Genomic DNA, 15,163 nt, shown 5'->3' with positions numbered 1-15,163 from the left:
GCTGAACACATGACGCCAGAACAGTGCGTGAACCTCGGGTGATGCCGTCCGTGCCCATGCGGACTGGTAGCCAGCCTCCTTGGCCCACTTCAACCCGGTCGATTCGCTGACGCCCGCCTCGACTGCGGCCTGCGAGGGCGTCTTGCCCGCACCGACCGCCCGCCAGAACGCTTCACGCACCTCGCTCGGCAAACTCCCGCCACGCGGACGTCCACGGCGACGCTTCAACTGCGCACACACAGCTACAGCACCTCTCAAAAGAGACAGGTGTTGCAGCGATCACTTGAGCCCGCCGACATATTGGTCGTGGCGGACGCGGGAGGCCGGGTTTTTTGGTTTTAGCGAGCGCGGCGCGCCAGGCGCTCCGGGTCCAGGATGAGGACGGTCTTGCCCTCGAGGCGCAGCCAACCGCGGCTGGCGAAGTCGGCGAGTGCCTTGTTCACGGTCTCGCGGGAAGCGCCGACAAGCTGCGCGATCTCTTCCTGCGTGAGGTCGTGGGTGACGCGCAGCGAACCGGCTTCCTGCGTGCCGAAGCGCTGGGCGAGCTGGAGGAGCGCCTTTGCGACACGGCCCGGGACGTCGGTGAAGATGAGGTCCGCGAGGTTGTTGTTCGTGCGGCGCAGACGACGAGCCAGAACGCGCAGCAGCTGCTGCGAGATCTCCGGGCGGTGGTCGATCCACGCGAGCAGTGACCCGCGGTCCATGCTCACGGCGCGAACCTCGGTGACGGTTGTCGCGGTCGACGTACGCGGGCCGGGGTCGAAGATCGAGAGCTCACCGAACATGTCCGACGGACCCATGATGGTCAGCAGGTTCTCGCGACCGTCTGCCGAGCGGCGGCCGATCTTGATCTTGCCCGAGATGATGATGAAGAGCCGGTCGCCCGGTTCGCCCTCGTTGAAGATGACGTAGCCACGAGGGAAATCGACAGGCTGGAGCTGCTTTGTCAGCGCTTGGATAGCTGCGGGCTCGACGCCCTGGAAAATTCCAGCCCTGGCGAGGACCTCGTCCACGTGTGCTCCTTCGGCGATTGCGGATGCGCCGCAAGGTTCATCGTGTGACTCAGGCGCGGCGTTATCGAAGCAGAAGTTTACGCAAGCAACGCTATTCGCGTGACCCCTTTGTCGTGCTGACCCGCCGTGTACGCGTCACGAAAGGTGGGGAAGTGCTTTCTTCTCAGCTGGCCCGACGGTGCGAGTCGGCCACGTGAAGCTGCGCCGGACCGGTTCGGTGGTCCTCCGAATCGCTCGAAGCCTTGCCGGCTTCGCGGGACGACTGTCGTGCGCTCGGATGCTTGATGTACTGCTCGAGGTGTTCCATGCCGAGGGCGAAAAGCATCAGCAGCACTGGGAAGAGCACCACGGCGAGTCCTTGCATACTCAGGAGTAAACACGCATACGCCGATATCTGGAACCTGGATGAAAAATTCGCAGCCCTTCGCGTCCGTACAGTTATGACGTGGTGACCACATCGACGTCGCGCAGTGTCGCAGCCCGGAATGCGAAGTACGACCGCGAGACACGGCTGGGGCTGGTGCGCCGAGCGCGGCGCATGTACCGGCAGCTCGAAGTCGCGTTTCCCGTCGTGCGATGCGAGCTAGATTTCACAACTCCGCTCGAATTGGCAGTTGCCACAATACTTTCCGCACAGTGCACGGATGTTCGAGTCAACGAGACGACGCCGCCGCTGTTCGCGAAGTACCGCACGGCGCGCGATTACGCCGAGGCGAACCAGACCGAACTGGAGGAGATGATCCGGCCCACCGGCTTCTTCCGGAACAAGGCGAATTCGATCGTCGGATTAGGGCGCGGATTGCTCGAAAACTTCGATGGTGAGCTTCCGCACACGATGGACGAACTCGTGACATTGCCGGGTATCGGTCGCAAGACCGCAAATGTCATTCTCGGCAACGCGTTCGACGTACCGGGCATCACCGTCGACACGCACTTCGGCCGCCTCGTCCGCCGGTGGCGATGGACGGCTGAAGAGGATCCGGTGAAGGTCGAGCATGCGATCGGCGAGCTCGTCGAGCGCAAGGACTGGACGAACCTTTCGCACCGCGTCATTTTTCATGGCCGTCGGGTGTGTCACGCGAAGAAGCCGGCCTGCGGTGTGTGCGTTCTGGCCGGCGACTGCCCGTCGTTCGGCATCGGTCCGACCAATCCAGCCGAGGCGGCGAAGTTGGTCAAGGGGCCCGAGCGCGACGATCTGCTCAAACTCGCAGGGATCGAGGAATGAGGCAGGCCATCAAATGGTCGGTCGCCATCCTTGCCGTGGTCGGGGCGTTGGCCTTCGCGTTGTGGCCACGCACGCCCGCGCCCACCACGGTCGATGAGCAGGCGCTCGCGCCGCTGCGTGCCGCAGCCCAGTTGTCGGCCTGCCCGCGTGAGATCGAAACCTTCGCACCGACCAAGGGGCCGTTCAGCGGCCTGACCCTGACCTGCCTGGCCGACGGACAGCCGAAGAACGTCTCGGCGATGCTCGCCGGAAAGCCCGTCCTGCTCAATCTGTGGGCCTACTGGTGTGGTCCGTGCCGCGAAGAACTGCCGATTCTGCAGCAGTACGCGGCCAAGGCCGGCGACTCGATCACGGTCCTGACGGTCCATTCCGACCCGCGTGAAGATGCCGCACTCGAGCTTCTGAAGTCCTTGGGCGTGCATCTGCCGGGCCTCGAAGACCCCGATTCCCGGATCGCCGAGCTCGTGAAAGCCCCGAAAGCACTACCGATTTCGGTGTTGATCCGCGCAGATGGCTCGATCGCTACGCTGGTGAACAGGCCCTTTACCGGGGTCGACGACATTGAACGCACCGTCGCGGAGGAGTTGGCTTTCAGATGACAGCTGAGCTCGTCGAGACCGGCGTTCCGGACTGGCTGCGCAGGGTCGCCGTGCACCCACCCGCCGATCCACATGGCACCAATCAGATTCTGCGCAATCGGGCCAAGCCAGGTCAGCCGCGACGAGAGGCAGCGGTCCTCATTCTCTTCGGCGGACCCACCGAAGCCAACCCGCGCGGGCGTGGTGGCCTCCCGGTGGACGCCGACGTCCTACTCACTCAGCGATCGATGCACTTGAGGCAGCACCCGGGCCAGGTCGCCTTCCCGGGCGGCAAATGCGACCCGACCGACCGCGGACCCGTCCACACCGCCCTTCGCGAAGCGGAGGAGGAGACCGGTCTCGACCCCTCCGGAGTGGACCCGATCTCGGTTCTGCCGGCGATCTTCGTCCCTCCGTCGAAATTCACCGTGACGCCCGTCATCGGCTATTGGCGAACCCCGAGTCCGGTCGGTGTCGTCGACAAAGCCGAGGCCAACCGCGTCGTTCGCATTCCGGTCGCCGAACTTCTCGATCCCGCGAATCGGTTCCAGACCCGTCATCCGCTCGGCTTTGAAGCGCCTGCGTTCTCCGCATCGGGCATGATCGTTTGGGGATTCACCGCCGGACTGCTCGCCGGGCTGTTCGCGGTTTCCGATTGGGAAGAGCCCTGGGACCATCGCGACGTGCGCGATCTGGAGAAGACGCTGGAGGAGGCTGGAATGGCTGACAGCTTGCGGCCGTGGCAGCCGGACACCCCGTCGCTGCGTGAGCTCAGCCGATGAGCGCATCGGGATTGCTCGACCTCGCCATCGTTCTCATCGCCATCATCGCGGCCACCTCCGGGTGGCGTCACGGTGCGGTGGCGTCGTTTATGGCGTTCGTCGGAGTTCTCGCGGGCGCCTACGCCGGCATCGAGATCGCACCGCACGTCCTCACCCATATCGATCAGGGTCGGGCTCGGCTGGTCGTCGGCATCTTCCTCATCGTGGCCCTCGTGATCCTCGGCGAACTCGTCGGCATGGTGATCGGCGGCTACGCGCGCAACGTCATTCGCACTCCGATCGCCCGTGCGGTCGACAGTTCCGTCGGTGCCGTGTTGCAGGCCGCCGCAGTGCTGTTCGCGGCCTGGCTGCTCGCGATCCCGCTCACGGGGTCGTCGCAGCCGGAGATCGCCGCCGCGGTTCGTGGATCGGAAGTTCTCCAGCAGGTCGACAAGATCGCGCCGCAGTGGGTCAAGGAAATTCCGAAGGACTTCGAAGGCCTCCTCGACACCTCCGGATTACCGGACATCATCGGGCCGTTCGGTTCGACCCCGATCGCGACCGTCGAGAAGCCGGACGCTGCGATTCTCACCAGCCCGGTCGTACGCCAGCTCCAGAATCAGGTTCTCCGGATTCGCGGAACCGCCCACAGCTGCCAGCGTGCGCTCGAAGGTTCGGGATTCGTCATCGCCCGCGAGCGCGTCATGACGAACGCGCACGTCGTCGCCGGCACGGACTACGTCGCGGTCGACACCTCGAACGGTCCACTCGACGCGAAGGTCGTGCTGTTCGATCCGGAGACCGACGTCGCGATCCTGGACGTACCCGGATTGACGCAGGCACCGCTCGCGGTGGCGCCGTCGCCTGCGGAGACCGGTCAAGACGCCATCGTTCTGGGCTACCCGGGCGGTGGCGACTACACCGCCAGTGCGGCCCGAGTGCGCGAGACGCTCGACCTGACGGGCCCCGACATCTACCGCAACAACCAAGTCGAGCGCGAGGTCTACACCGTGCGCGGCTTGATCCGCCAGGGCAACTCGGGTGGTCCGCTCGTCGACACGAAGGGTCGACTGCTGGGCGTCGTGTTCGGTGCGGCAGTCGACAACTCCGACACCGGTTTCGTCCTCACGCTGCACGAAGTGAGGGACGAGTACAACCGGGCACCGGGACTGCATGATGCGGTCGCGACCGGCGACTGCGTCAACTGATCGGGCCAGCACGCCCTAGGCGTGCGCGGCCTTCACGATCGCCTCGATGACGGCGTCCGGCTGCTCCTGGTGGGCGAAGTGCGCGGCTTCGGGAATCGTCAGCAGCGTCTGTCGTGGGGCGTACCGGGTGCACCGCTGCAGCGTCGGCTCGAGGATGTAGTCGTCGTCCGCACCGCGAATCTGGAATGTCGGCTGGCCGATCGTCTGATCCATGATCTTCATGAATCGGCGGCCATCCGCACGCCACTGGCTACGGAATGCCCATCGCTGGTACTCCATCGCACAGTGGGCGACGCCCGGGATCTGCACGGCAGCGCGCATCCGCTGCACGACATCGTCGAATTCCGCAGTCGCCTGGAACTTTTCGCCCGTCCGGAGCCGCATCATCGCCTCGACGGCCGCGCCGTCGTCGCGGGTCAACTGGCGTTCCGGAAGCATCGGCTTCTGGTGGTTCAGGAACTCCGGAAGCCACACCTTCCGCTGCGCCCGGGTGAACAAGACAGAGCGCTTGAGGGAGCGCGGGTGCGGCGAGCTGATCGCCACGATCGAGCGCACCAGACGCGGGTGCATCACCGCAGTCACCCATCCGACGAGTCCGCCATCTGCGTGCCCGACGAGGGTCGCGTTGGAATAGCCGAGTGCCCGGATCAGTCCGGCGATGTCACCCGCGAGGGTCCAGCCGTCGTAGCCGCGCGGCGGCTTGTCCGAGTCTCCGTAGCCGCGGAGGTCGACCGCGATCGGCCGCAAGCCCTGATCGGCGAGTGCGGTCAGCTGATGACGCCACGACCACCAAAAGTCGGCAAAACCGTGCAGCATGAGGACCAGGGGAGCGCCCTCGGCGTCCGGGGCGGTTTCCACGACATGGAAACGAATTCCGTTGGCGTGGATGTCGCGGTGGGTCCACGGACCGGTGAACCGCACCGTCGAAGGGTCAGGGGGTACGGCGGGCACGGTGGCGGCTAATTCAGTTCGCCCCGCTGCATCTGGGCGGTGATCGCCGGCTGGCTACCACCCGGAAGCACGGTTTTGGCTTGCTTGAGCGAGTTGATGGTCTTTTCCGGTGCACGAATCTTCTTGACCCGCAGGAAACCGAGGATCGCGAACAGCACCGTTGCCGCGATCATCAGCAGGAAGACGATGCCGAAGCCCGCCCAGCGCGGCAGCCACTCGCTGATCAGCTCAGCGAGGAAGAAGAAGAAAAAGAACGAACTGAACAGCAGGACCGTGAGGGCGAGGATGAAGAAGACGCTGCCTTGCACACCCTTCTTCACCTCGCCCGTGATCTCGGCCTTCGCCAGTTCGACCTCCGCGCGTACCAGCGTGGAAATCTGCTGCGAAGCGTCTCGCACGAGTTCGCCAATAGTTGCCTGGTCGGGCGGTACCGGCACGTCGAGTTCGGTCAACGGAATCGACGTGACACTTGCCGGAGCCTGCGCATGACGGCCATTAGTGAAACTCATGTGACAAACCCTAACGCTGTGAAAGAGCTACTTGGACCGGATCGCGTCGAACACCTTCGGGTCCACCAAGGTGGAGGTATCGCCGAGTTGCTTGCCCTGCGCGACGTCACGCAGCAAGCGCCGCATGATCTTTCCGCTTCGCGTCTTCGGCAGTTCCGGCACGATCAGGATCTTCTTCGGGCGAGCGATCGGGCTGATCTCCTTGGAGACCACGGCCTTGAGTTCGTCGATGAGCCCGTCGTGCGCGTCGGCGTGTGCCTTGAGAATGACGAACGCCGAGATCGCCTGGCCGGTCATCTCGTCGGGGATGCCGACGACCGCCGCCTCAGCAACGCTGTGGTGACCGACGAGGGCCGACTCGACCTCCGCGGTGCCGATGCGGTGACCCGAGATGTTCATGACGTCGTCGACGCGGCCGAGAACCCAGAACGCACCGTCGGTGTCGCGCTTGGCACCGTCTCCGGCGAAGTACCAGCCCTTGTCGGCGAACATCTCCCAGTACGTCGCCTTGTAGCGGTCCGGGTCGCCCCAGATTCCGCGCAGCATCGACGGCCACGGCTCATCGAGCACGAGCAGACCATTCGCTTCGGACTCGCCGAACTCGACCTCTGCGCCCTGGTCGTCGACGACCTTCGCCGAGACGCCCGGCAGCGGCCCCATCGCGGCACCCGGCTTGGTGGCGGTGACGCCCGGGAGCGGCGACATCATGATCGCGCCGGTCTCGGTCTGCCACCAGGTGTCGACGATCGGGGTGCGGTCGCCGCCGATGATCTCGCGGTACCAACGCCACGCTTCGGGGTTGATCGGCTCACCGACCGATCCGAGCAGGCGCAGCGACGAAAGGTCGTGCGACAGCGGGATTTCGCGTCCCCACTTCATGAACGTGCGGATGAGCGTCGGCGCGGTGTAGTAGATCGTGACGCCGTACTTCTCGATGATCTGGAAGTGACGGTGTTCGTCGGGGGAGTTCGGCGTGCCCTCGTAGACGACCTGTGTGACGCGGTTGCTCAGCGGGCCGTAGACGATGTAGCTGTGGCCGGTGACCCAACCGATGTCGGCGGTGCACCAGTACACGTCCTGACCCGGCTTGTGGTCGAAGACGTAGTGGTGCGTGTACGACGCCTGCGTCAGGTAGCCGCCCGAGGTGTGGACGATGCCCTTCGGCTTACCGGTCGTGCCTGAGGTGTAGAGAATGAACAGTGGCTGCTCGGCGTCGAACGACTGAGCTTCGTGCTGGTCGGAGGCCTGCGCGACGGTCTCGTGCCACCAGCGGTCGCGGTCTTCGACCCACGGGATCTCCATGTTGCAGCGACGGACGACGAGAACGTGCTCCGGGCTGGCAACGCCGCCGTTGACGAAGGCGAGCGCCTCATCGACGGCCTCCTTGAGCGGGGCCGGCTTGCCGCGGCGCCACTGACCGTCGGTGGTGATGACCAGGCGGGCTTCGGCGTCGTCGATACGCGAGCGCAGCGCCATAGGGGAGAAGCCGGCGAACACGACCGAGTGGGTCAGGCCGAGGCGCGCGCACGCGAGCATCGAGATGATGGCCTCGGGAATCATCGGCATGTAGATCGCGACGCGGTCGCCCGCTTCGAGGCCGAGCTCGGTGAAGTAGTTCGCCGCCTGGCTGACTTCTTTCAGGAGCTCGTTGTAGGTGACGTCACGGGTGTCGCCCGGCTCGCCTTCCCAGTGGAAGGCGACCTGGTCGCCGTGCCCGGCGAGGACGTGGCGGTCGACGCAGTTGTAGGCGACGTTGAGCTTGCCGCCGACGAACCACTTGGCAAAGGGTGCATCGGACCAGTCGAGGACCTCGCTCCACGGCTCGGCCCATTCCAGACGGCGGGCCTGTTCGGCCCAGAACTCGAGACGATCCGCATCGGCCGCGCCATAGAGGTCTTCTTTGCCGTTGGCCTGGGCAGCGAACTCGGGTGCGGGCGGGTACGCGGCGGGTACGTTTGCCGACTCGTCGGACATGGTGGAGAAGGGTCCCTTCGCTCAAGAAAGCAGAGTGTGACTCAGGTTACCGAGACGTAGGTCCGACTCTAGGGAAGGGGCGCATCCTGCGAAAGGGTAGGTTCGGATTCTGTGTCAGATACCGTTGCAGACCCGTTGCGTCCCCTGATGTCCCTTCCGGGGGTCGAAGCGGCCGCACTCGAGGCGCGAAATGCGTTGTCCCAGGTGCATCGCCATCGCGCCAACCTTCGCGGCTGGAACGCGACGGCCGCTGAGGCGTCCTGGCGGTCCGCGCGGGCGTCGTCCGCGATCGAGGGCGGTGCGGCGGAGATGCCGTCCGATGGCATGGTGACCGAGCCGATCATGGCGGGTTCGATCCGCGTCGGGCAGGAACTCGTCGGTGACTCGCTCGACAACCTCATTCGCGTCTGGCAACGGGCTCCGCTGCAGGCGTTGGCTCGGTTGCATCTCCTCGCCGCGACGGATCTCGTCGCCGATCAGGACCAGCTCGGCCGGCCGCGCCAAGACCCGATGGTGTCTGAGCGGCTGCATATTCTCAACGAGATCCTCACTTCGAAGTCGTCCGTCTCGGGGGCGGTCTTGGCGGCGATCGTCCATGGCGAGATCCTGGCGCTCCGCCCGTTCGGCACTGCGGACGGCGTCGTCGCACGCGCGGCGTCGCGGCTGGTGTGCGTCAGCTCCGGGCTTGATCCCCATGCGCTCGGGGTTCCGGAGGTGTACTGGCTCGGACGGTTACCGCTCTACCGGGAGGCGGCCGCGGGATTCGCGACCGGTACGCCGGAGGCGCTGACCAAATGGATCACGCTGTGCTGCGACTCGTTCAAGATGGGCGCCAAGGAAGCGCTCGCGATCGCCAACGCGGCCGCCGAGGCGAAGAAGAAGTAGCCCGCTGCCGGCAGGGCTGCGTTTTGAACCGGACGGCCTGTCCGCACTCTGAATTGCCAGATGCACCCCGGTCAGTGTGCTGATCGAGGTGCATCGGCGAGCAGGGGAGGTTCGATGGTGGTTAGGGGATCACTGATACATAGAGAAGCGGGCGACCGAAGCCGACCCGGCGGCTTCGACGCCCGCTAGCACAGATTCTGGGTTACCAAGCGTGCTCTTGGGGTTGTGTAATTTTGGCCTCGGCGGCTATCGCGCGTCAGGTGGTTCATCCCCTACAACCCGGTGCAGAGGTATCGCCATCCTCGTTCACGACTCCGCAGGCCCACAACGCTTCTGCCCTTGTCGCGGCGTGCTCCGCGTGGGTGCCCTTAGTCTGCGCTGGGAATCGCGGTTGGGAGATCGTTCCTTCTCTTCCGGAGCGGTCTTGGCCTTCCGTGCTTCCCGTACGTCTTTTCTACCTTGTGATCCGGATCACATCAAGGGCCAATTTTGGTTTTGCTCGCGCCGCTTGAGCAGGCTGTACGTAATCGCCCCTGCCACAGCAGCACTCAGCATCACTAAAAGTGTTGCGGCCACGGTGGTCGAAGACGGAGCCATTCGAGAACGCAGCGAAACCGGCTTCGAGAACGTCAGAATCGGCCAACCCTTGCCGGCGGCCTCGCGCCGGAGGTTCCGGTCCGGGTTGACCGCGGTCGGGTGGCCGACCACCGCGAGCATCGGCAGATCGGTGATCGAGTCGGAGTAGGCGAAGCATTCATCGAGGTCATAGCCGTGCTTGGCGGCCAGCGTTTGCATCGCTTCGACTTTTCCTTCGCCGTAGCAGTAGAAGTCGAGGTCGCCGGTGTACTTGCCGTCCTCGACCACCATGCGGGTCGCGGCGGTGTAGTCGGCGCCGAGCAGCTCGGCGATTGGGCGTACGACTTCCTCACCTGAAGCCGACACCACCACGATGTCGTGACCGCGGATCTTGTGATCGGCAATGAGGTCGGCGGCCTCGGCGTAAATAAGCGGATCGACGATGTCGTGGAGCGTTTCCTGCACGATGTTGCTGACTTGGCCGACGTCCCATCCGGCACACATCGCGGCAACATGCTGGCGCATGCGTTCCATCTGGTCGTGGTCGGCGCCTTGGAGCAGGAAGATGAAGTGCGCGTAGCTGCTCTTGAGTACCGCGCGCCGGTTCAGCAACCCCTGGTCGAAGAACGGCCGGCTGAACGCGAACGTGCTCGATTTCGCGATGATTGTCTTGTCGAGGTCGAAAAAGGCGGCGATGCGGCGCGTCGATTGCGACGAAGTAGCCGATACCGAGTCCCTGCGAGCCGTCACGAACTCAACAATAGGTGCGACTCGGACAACCGTGCATTTCGGCGCGGAGGCCAGGTGAATTCTGCGTATCCAATAGTCGAATGAGTTTTGCGCGTAAACACACCTGCTGGTCTAATGGCCAAGGGCCCGGCTTCCGGGCTTTGTTCAGTCCGACCCCCCGGGGCTGAACCAATCGCGACCCCCGCCATACCCCCCCTTGGCGGGGGTCGCACCCTGTCCGGAGAATGTTCGAAATCGCGCTTTACTCGATCTCGGGTTATCCACAGATTTCGTCGCGGGCCTTTCGGCGGCCTGGATCTCCTCGGCAGGCTCGTTGGCGTGGAGTCACCGAATTCAATCCTGGTCGCCATCTCTGACCAGGCACTTCTCGAAGAAGTCCGGCGCGTGGCAGCGGCGGCAAACCGGGCCATTGACGCCTACGGCTTCGGCGACGGCAGCCGTGACCACGTCCTGATCCTCGATGCCGAGGCGGCGGCCAGGTGCGGCAAGTCCGCTGAATTCGCCGTCGTCGTGTGTGCGGGAGAGCCGGGTTTGGCCGAGTGGCGTGCAGCCGCTCGTATGGGGGCCGATCACGTGGTCGGTTTGCCCGACGACAGTGCGGCATTACTCCGATTAATCGCAAACCAGACTTATCGACCGTCTGTTTACGGGTCGATCATCGTCGTCAGCGGAGTTCGTGGCGGAGCGGGAGCATCAGTTTTCGCTGCCGCACTCGCACTGTCGGCCGCGGCGTCGGAAAATTCGACCATCCTGGTCGACGGCGATCCGCAGAGCGCTGGTCTCGATCTGCTTCTCGGCATCGAGGGCTTTCCAGGAGTTCGCTGGTCCGGGTTGGTCGTCGAAGACGGCCGGATTTCGGCGCCGGTTTTGCGGGCTGCACTGCCGCACTCGGGAGATCGGCTTGCTGTGCTGTCGGGGGACCGGCGGTCGGGTGCGCCGGGATCGATCGACGCGTTCGCCGACATCGCCACCGAGTGCGCGACCGACGGTGATGTCGTCGTGTGCGACTTGTCCAAGCGATCACCTTCGGAGATTGCGCGAGTCTCGTCGTTGGCCGATCTGACGGTGCTTCTCGTTCCCGCCGAACTGCGTGCGGTAAGTGCGGCTCGTCCGCTGGTCTCAGCGCTGGTCTCGACGGGTCGGGTCGGTGCCGTGATTCGGGGCCCGGCCCCGGGCGGGCTTCGGGTTGCCGACATTGCACCCGAGATCGGGATACCGATCTGGGCATCGATGCGGCCACAGCCCCGGCTCGACCTGCACCTCGAGCGGCATGGACTGCGGGTGGGTAGGCGCAGTCCGCTAGCGGTGGCCGCGGCGAAGGTGCTCGACATCGCGTTCGGTTCGGCCGAGGCGGTGGCCGGATGACCGCTGTCACCGACGATCTTCTCGACCGCGTTCGCGACCGGCTGGTCACCCTTGCCGAGCGGCCGACGCCGTCCACGGTCGCTGCGGCGATCCGCGCCGAGGCCGGGTCGGTGCTCGCGGATGCAGACATGCTGCGAACGCTCCGAAAGCTCGAGACCGAGCTGTCTGGGGCCGGACCGCTCGAGGAATTGCTCGCCGCGCCGGATGTCACGGACGTCTTGGTCTGCGGTCCGTCCGACGTCTGGATTGACCGCGGGGAGGGGTTGGTCCGGGCTGCGGTGTCGTTTTCCGATGAGGCTGCGGTCCGGCGCCTCGCCCAACGGCTGGCGATCGCGTGCGGGCGACGCATCGACGATTCGCAACCGTGGGTGGACGGGTTCCTGCCGCCGACGGTGGGTGCGCGTTTCGGGGTCCGACTGCACGCCGTGCTGGCTCCGATCGCGGCGTCGGGGACGTGCATTTCGCTACGCGTTCTGCGGCCCGCGCAGCATTCGCTCGCGACGTTGGTGGGTTCGGGATCGCTGTGTGCCGTCTCAGCGGAGTTGTTGCGCCGCATCGTTGTTGGACGTTTGACGTTCCTCGTGACCGGAGGAACGGGATCGGGCAAGACGACGATCCTGAGCAGCATGTTGGCGGAAGTCGATGCTCGCGAACGGATTGTGTGCGTCGAGGACGCTGCCGAACTCGATCCACGGCACCCACACGTCGTCCGGCTTGTTTCGCGGATCTCCAATACGGAAGGCGCTGGTGCGATCGGTGTGCGCGATCTGGTTCGTCAGGCGTTGCGAATGCGACCCGATCGGGTGGTCGTCGGCGAGGTGCGAGGTCCTGAGGTCATCGATCTCCTGGGCGCGCTGAACACCGGTCACGAGGGCGGCGCGGGGACCGTCCACGCGAATTCTCCGGCCGAGTTGCCCGCTCGACTGGAGGCGTTGGCGGCGCTCGGGGGTATGGATCGGGTGGCGCTCCACAGCCAGTTGGCAGCGGCCGTGAGAGTCGTGGTGCACGTGGTCCGCAAGTCTGATGGCGCTCGGCGGCTCGCGGAGATCGGAATCGTCGAACGTGATGGTTCAGCGCTGGTGGCGGTGGTTCCGGCCTGGACCGCCGCAGGTGGCGCGGACGTAGGAATGCCACGGCTGGAGCGACTGCTGGGTGCTGGCCGATGACGATGCTGTTGTTGGCGGTCGCAACGGCCACGTGGCCGAGTTCGCTGCGGCGCCCCACCCAGTCACCTCGTCGCCGGCCGTTTCGCGCTCGCCCCGAGTTCCTGTGGGCACTGCCGCCCGTTGTCGGGTGGTTCGTCGGAGGGCCATCGGGGCTTGTCGCCGCTTCGATTGTCCTGGCGACGGCATGGATTCTGCAGCGTCGTCTTCGACAGGAACGGGAGCAGGCGGCGTTGCGCCGAGAGCTCGCTCAGGGTGTCGAAGCGTTGGTCGGCGAGCTGAGAACTGGAGCATCGCAGGTGGATTCATGCGAAGCGGCGGCAGCGGAGTCGTCCGGCCGGGTGCGGCAGGTGCTCGAGACGGCGTCGGCGCGATGCCGGCTCGGTGGGTCGTGCAGCGATTCGTTGCTCTCGGAGCTGTGGCCGTCGGAGGACCTTCGCCGAATCGGTGCGATCTGGCAGGTTGCCGAGCGACACGGCCTGTCGGTGGGAGATCTTCTGGAAGCTGCGCGCCGAGATCTGGCGGGCCGGCTCCGATTCGACGACTCGGTCCGTTCGTCGCTGGCGGGCCCACGCGCAACCGCGACCGTCTTGAGCGCGCTTCCGCTCTTCGGCCTGGCGCTGGGCGAAGTCATGGGCGCACATCCGGTGGGTGTACTTCTGGGCGGCGGAGTGGGCGGGATCTTGCTGGTCGTCGGCTGCGCCTTCGCGTGCGTGGGCCGTTTGTGGACCCATTCCATCGCCAACGGAGTGCGCGCGTGACGAGTGCGGTCTTGCTCCTGCTCGCGGCTGCGGTGGGGGTGTGGTCCGGACCCGGTCGCCGCCGTGTGACGGCTCGATCTGTCATCGCGGACGAGAGGAAGCGGTCGGATGATCCGCTCGCCTTGGCTGGTGCGTTCGACCTGCTCGCCACCGCGCTCGCGGCCGGGATGTCCCTGCCCGCTGCCGCGGCGGTCGTCGCCGAGCATGCGGCGCATCCGCTCGACGTGGCGCTACGAAAGGCGGCCGACCTGACGGCACTCGGCGCGGACTCGGCTGCGGTGTGGGCAGAGGCCGCTCGCCATCGAGAGACAGAGGCGCTCGCCCGGCTCGCTCGCCGGTCTGCTCGATCTGGGGCGTCGTTCGCGAGCGCGGTTTCCGAACTCGGCGAGGCGCATCGACAGCAGGTTGAGAACCTGGCGCGCGAGCGCGCCGAACGGGCAGGGGTGTTGATCGCCGGTCCGCTGGGACTGTGCTTTCTCCCGGCGTTCGTGTGCCTCGGGATCGCGCCGGTTGTGGTCGGGCTTGCGTCCCACATGGGAATCGGAGGTCTGTGGTGAATCAGGAATCAATGGGAGGAGAAAACGATGGTGACCTGGAACTACGTGAAAGCTCGCACGATCGGGCTGATGGTCGACGACGAGGGGATGTCGACGGTCGAATACGCGGTCGGAACCGTGGCTGCCGCGGCGTTTGGAGCCGTCCTCTACACCGTCGTCACGGGGGACAGCATCGTGCAAGCGTTGACGCGAATCATCGACAAGGCGATGAACACCTCGGTCTGAGCGATCGAGGGAGTGTCACCGTCGAGACGGCGATCGCGATCGCCTCGCTCATTGCGACGATTGTGGCCGGATTAGGTTGTGCGACCGCTGCGTTGACGTACATCCAGTGCGTCGACGCAGCGCACGAGGCAGTCCGCGCGGCCGCGCGCGGGGCGGACGCGCCACCGGTGGATGGTGTGCGAATACAGACCGAAACCGCTGGCGATGTCGTGCGGGCAACCGCTTCCGCAGACGCGGGTCTGCTTCCGCTCGAGCTTCACGCGACGGCCGAAGCGGCGCTGGAACCCGGTGAGTCATGACCGACGAACGTGGTTCGGCGACGGTGATCGGCGCGTTCGCGATCCTGGCCTTGCTGACGCTGGCCCTCATGGTGGCTCACGTCGGATTGGTGGTGGCGGCCGAGCATCGTGTGCAAGGGGTGGCCGACTCCGCGGCACTCGCGGGGGCGGCGCACGCGATGGAAGGTGAGGTCGAAGCCTGCGCGGCTGCCCGGTTGGCGGCGGCTGGATTACTCACCGCGTGTCGCCTCGAAGGGTGGGACGCGGTGGTGACGGTTTCGGATGTGGTGCGGGGTAGGACGATCACCGTGTCGGCGCGGGCGGGTCCAGTGGACGTTGCCTGAGCCCGAGCCAATGTCTCTCAACAGTTGCCTTGTACAAACC

General features: G+C 65.5%; 18 protein-coding genes and 1 pseudogene. 12 read left to right on the top strand and 7 right to left on the bottom strand.

Features of this window, described 5'->3' with window-relative positions; all coding sequences use genetic code 11:
- The 3 genes and pseudogenes from F600_RS0110415 to F600_RS27720 all read right to left on the bottom strand — a co-directional run.
- A pseudogene (locus F600_RS0110415) lies at positions 1-240 on the bottom strand (hypothetical protein); the annotation flags it as partial.
- A 98-nt stretch (positions 241-338) separates the two neighbouring features.
- Complete coding sequence (locus F600_RS0110410) at positions 339-1,013, bottom strand: Crp/Fnr family transcriptional regulator (protein ID WP_018160555.1); 675 nt, start codon at positions 1,011-1,013, stop codon at positions 339-341.
- 163 nt (positions 1,014-1,176) lie between these two features.
- Complete coding sequence (locus F600_RS27720) at positions 1,177-1,362, bottom strand: hypothetical protein (protein ID WP_162141404.1); 186 nt, start codon at positions 1,360-1,362, stop codon at positions 1,177-1,179.
- A 189-nt stretch (positions 1,363-1,551) separates the two neighbouring features.
- Between F600_RS27720 and nth the strand changes: the two genes are divergently transcribed.
- Genes nth through F600_RS0110385 form a run of 4 tightly spaced genes read left to right on the top strand, consistent with a single transcriptional unit; the run spans position 1,552 to position 4,785 of the window.
- Positions 1,552-2,238, top strand: a complete 687-nt coding sequence (nth, locus tag F600_RS0110400) for an endonuclease III (protein WP_174523582.1) — start codon at positions 1,552-1,554, stop codon at positions 2,236-2,238.
- A complete protein-coding gene (locus F600_RS0110395) occupies positions 2,235-2,837 on the top strand; it encodes a TlpA family protein disulfide reductase (protein WP_018160552.1) in 603 nt (200 codons plus the stop codon). Before nth ends, F600_RS0110395 begins: the two co-directional genes overlap by 4 nt.
- Positions 2,834-3,598, top strand: coding sequence for an NUDIX hydrolase (locus F600_RS0110390; protein WP_018160551.1), 765 nt, complete (start codon positions 2,834-2,836; stop codon positions 3,596-3,598). The genes F600_RS0110395 and F600_RS0110390 overlap by 4 nt, the downstream gene beginning before the upstream one ends.
- Positions 3,595-4,785: a MarP family serine protease gene (locus F600_RS0110385; RefSeq protein WP_018160550.1), complete on the top strand. Its 1,191-nt coding sequence runs from the start codon at positions 3,595-3,597 to the stop codon at positions 4,783-4,785. The genes F600_RS0110390 and F600_RS0110385 overlap by 4 nt, the downstream gene beginning before the upstream one ends.
- Before the next feature lie 15 nt (positions 4,786-4,800).
- Here F600_RS0110385 and F600_RS0110380 read toward each other — a convergent pair whose 3' ends face one another.
- From F600_RS0110380 to acs, 3 genes are read right to left on the bottom strand one after another with little or no spacing between them, the layout of a single operon-like run.
- Positions 4,801-5,706 carry an alpha/beta fold hydrolase gene (locus F600_RS0110380; RefSeq protein WP_018160549.1) on the bottom strand — a complete coding sequence of 302 codons (906 nt, stop codon included), beginning with the start codon at positions 5,704-5,706 and terminating at the stop codon, positions 4,801-4,803.
- Positions 5,707-5,744: 38 nt separating this feature from the next.
- Positions 5,745-6,245, bottom strand: a complete 501-nt coding sequence (locus tag F600_RS0110375) for a phage holin family protein (protein ID WP_018160548.1) — start codon at positions 6,243-6,245, stop codon at positions 5,745-5,747.
- 27 nt (positions 6,246-6,272) lie between these two features.
- Complete coding sequence (gene acs / locus F600_RS0110370; protein ID WP_018160547.1) at positions 6,273-8,219, bottom strand: acetate--CoA ligase; 1,947 nt, start codon at positions 8,217-8,219, stop codon at positions 6,273-6,275.
- Between the two features lie 147 nt (positions 8,220-8,366).
- On the opposite strand from acs, the gene F600_RS0110365 reads away from it, so the two are divergent.
- Positions 8,367-9,104: a Fic family protein gene (locus F600_RS0110365; protein WP_018160546.1), complete on the top strand. Its 738-nt coding sequence runs from the start codon at positions 8,367-8,369 to the stop codon at positions 9,102-9,104.
- Between the two features lie 471 nt (positions 9,105-9,575).
- Here F600_RS0110365 and F600_RS0110360 read toward each other — a convergent pair whose 3' ends face one another.
- On the bottom strand, positions 9,576-10,430 hold the full coding sequence (locus tag F600_RS0110360; RefSeq protein ID WP_018160545.1) for an HAD family hydrolase: 855 nt from the start codon (positions 10,428-10,430) through the stop codon (positions 9,576-9,578).
- A gap of 318 nt (positions 10,431-10,748) precedes the next feature.
- Here F600_RS0110360 and ssd point away from each other — a divergent pair, with 318 nt between their 5' ends.
- Genes ssd through F600_RS0110325 form a run of 7 tightly spaced genes read left to right on the top strand, consistent with a single transcriptional unit; the run spans position 10,749 to position 15,123 of the window.
- The gene (gene ssd, locus F600_RS0110355) at positions 10,749-11,795 is read left to right on the top strand and encodes a septum site-determining protein Ssd (RefSeq protein ID WP_018160544.1); all 1,047 of its coding nucleotides are present in this window, start codon (positions 10,749-10,751) and stop codon (positions 11,793-11,795) included.
- Positions 11,792-12,961: a TadA family conjugal transfer-associated ATPase gene (locus F600_RS0110350; protein WP_018160543.1), complete on the top strand. Its 1,170-nt coding sequence runs from the start codon at positions 11,792-11,794 to the stop codon at positions 12,959-12,961. The genes ssd and F600_RS0110350 overlap by 4 nt, the downstream gene beginning before the upstream one ends.
- Positions 12,958-13,719, top strand: a complete 762-nt coding sequence (locus F600_RS0110345; protein ID WP_018160542.1) for a type II secretion system F family protein — start codon at positions 12,958-12,960, stop codon at positions 13,717-13,719. Before F600_RS0110350 ends, F600_RS0110345 begins: the two co-directional genes overlap by 4 nt.
- Entirely contained in the window at positions 13,716-14,276 is a 561-nt protein-coding gene (locus F600_RS0110340; RefSeq protein WP_018160541.1) for a type II secretion system F family protein, read from the top strand. The genes F600_RS0110345 and F600_RS0110340 overlap by 4 nt, the downstream gene beginning before the upstream one ends.
- 27 nt (positions 14,277-14,303) lie before the next feature.
- On the top strand, positions 14,304-14,501 hold the full coding sequence (locus F600_RS0110335) for a DUF4244 domain-containing protein (RefSeq protein ID WP_018160540.1): 198 nt from the start codon (positions 14,304-14,306) through the stop codon (positions 14,499-14,501).
- A complete protein-coding gene (locus F600_RS0110330; RefSeq protein WP_040631116.1) occupies positions 14,498-14,800 on the top strand; it encodes a TadE family type IV pilus minor pilin in 303 nt (100 codons plus the stop codon). The genes F600_RS0110335 and F600_RS0110330 overlap by 4 nt, the downstream gene beginning before the upstream one ends.
- A complete protein-coding gene (locus tag F600_RS0110325; RefSeq protein WP_018160538.1) occupies positions 14,797-15,123 on the top strand; it encodes an Rv3654c family TadE-like protein in 327 nt (108 codons plus the stop codon). Before F600_RS0110330 ends, F600_RS0110325 begins: the two co-directional genes overlap by 4 nt.
- Positions 15,124-15,163: the final 40 nt, after the last annotated feature.

The sequence above is a fragment of the Smaragdicoccus niigatensis DSM 44881 = NBRC 103563 genome (assembly GCF_000380645.1).
In the GTDB taxonomy this organism is placed as follows: Bacteria; Actinomycetota; Actinomycetes; order Mycobacteriales; family Mycobacteriaceae; genus Smaragdicoccus; species Smaragdicoccus niigatensis.
This window is presented reverse-complemented; position numbering and strand designations above follow the sequence as displayed.

What these genes read in the sequence shown, in the direction of transcription:
- F600_RS0110385 (WP_018160550.1), top strand. Translation starts at nt 3,595, where the DNA reads ATGAGCGCATCGGGATTGCTCGACCTCGCCATCGTTCTCATCGCCATC.
- F600_RS0110365 (WP_018160546.1), top strand. Translation starts at nt 8,367, where the DNA reads ATGTCCCTTCCGGGGGTCGAAGCGGCCGCACTCGAGGCGCGAAATGCG.
- F600_RS0110390 (WP_018160551.1), top strand. Translation starts at nt 2,834, where the DNA reads ATGACAGCTGAGCTCGTCGAGACCGGCGTTCCGGACTGGCTGCGCAGG.
- F600_RS0110325 (WP_018160538.1), top strand. Translation starts at nt 14,797, where the DNA reads ATGACCGACGAACGTGGTTCGGCGACGGTGATCGGCGCGTTCGCGATC.
- F600_RS0110395 (WP_018160552.1), top strand. Translation starts at nt 2,235, where the DNA reads ATGAGGCAGGCCATCAAATGGTCGGTCGCCATCCTTGCCGTGGTCGGG.
- F600_RS0110345 (WP_018160542.1), top strand. Translation starts at nt 12,958, where the DNA reads ATGACGATGCTGTTGTTGGCGGTCGCAACGGCCACGTGGCCGAGTTCG.
- F600_RS0110375 (WP_018160548.1), bottom strand. Translation starts at nt 6,245, where the DNA reads ATGAGTTTCACTAATGGCCGTCATGCGCAGGCTCCGGCAAGTGTCACG.
- F600_RS0110335 (WP_018160540.1), top strand. Translation starts at nt 14,304, where the DNA reads ATGGTGACCTGGAACTACGTGAAAGCTCGCACGATCGGGCTGATGGTC.
- nth (WP_174523582.1), top strand. Translation starts at nt 1,552, where the DNA reads ATGTACCGGCAGCTCGAAGTCGCGTTTCCCGTCGTGCGATGCGAGCTA.
- F600_RS0110350 (WP_018160543.1), top strand. Translation starts at nt 11,792, where the DNA reads ATGACCGCTGTCACCGACGATCTTCTCGACCGCGTTCGCGACCGGCTG.
- acs (WP_018160547.1), bottom strand. Translation starts at nt 8,219, where the DNA reads ATGTCCGACGAGTCGGCAAACGTACCCGCCGCGTACCCGCCCGCACCC.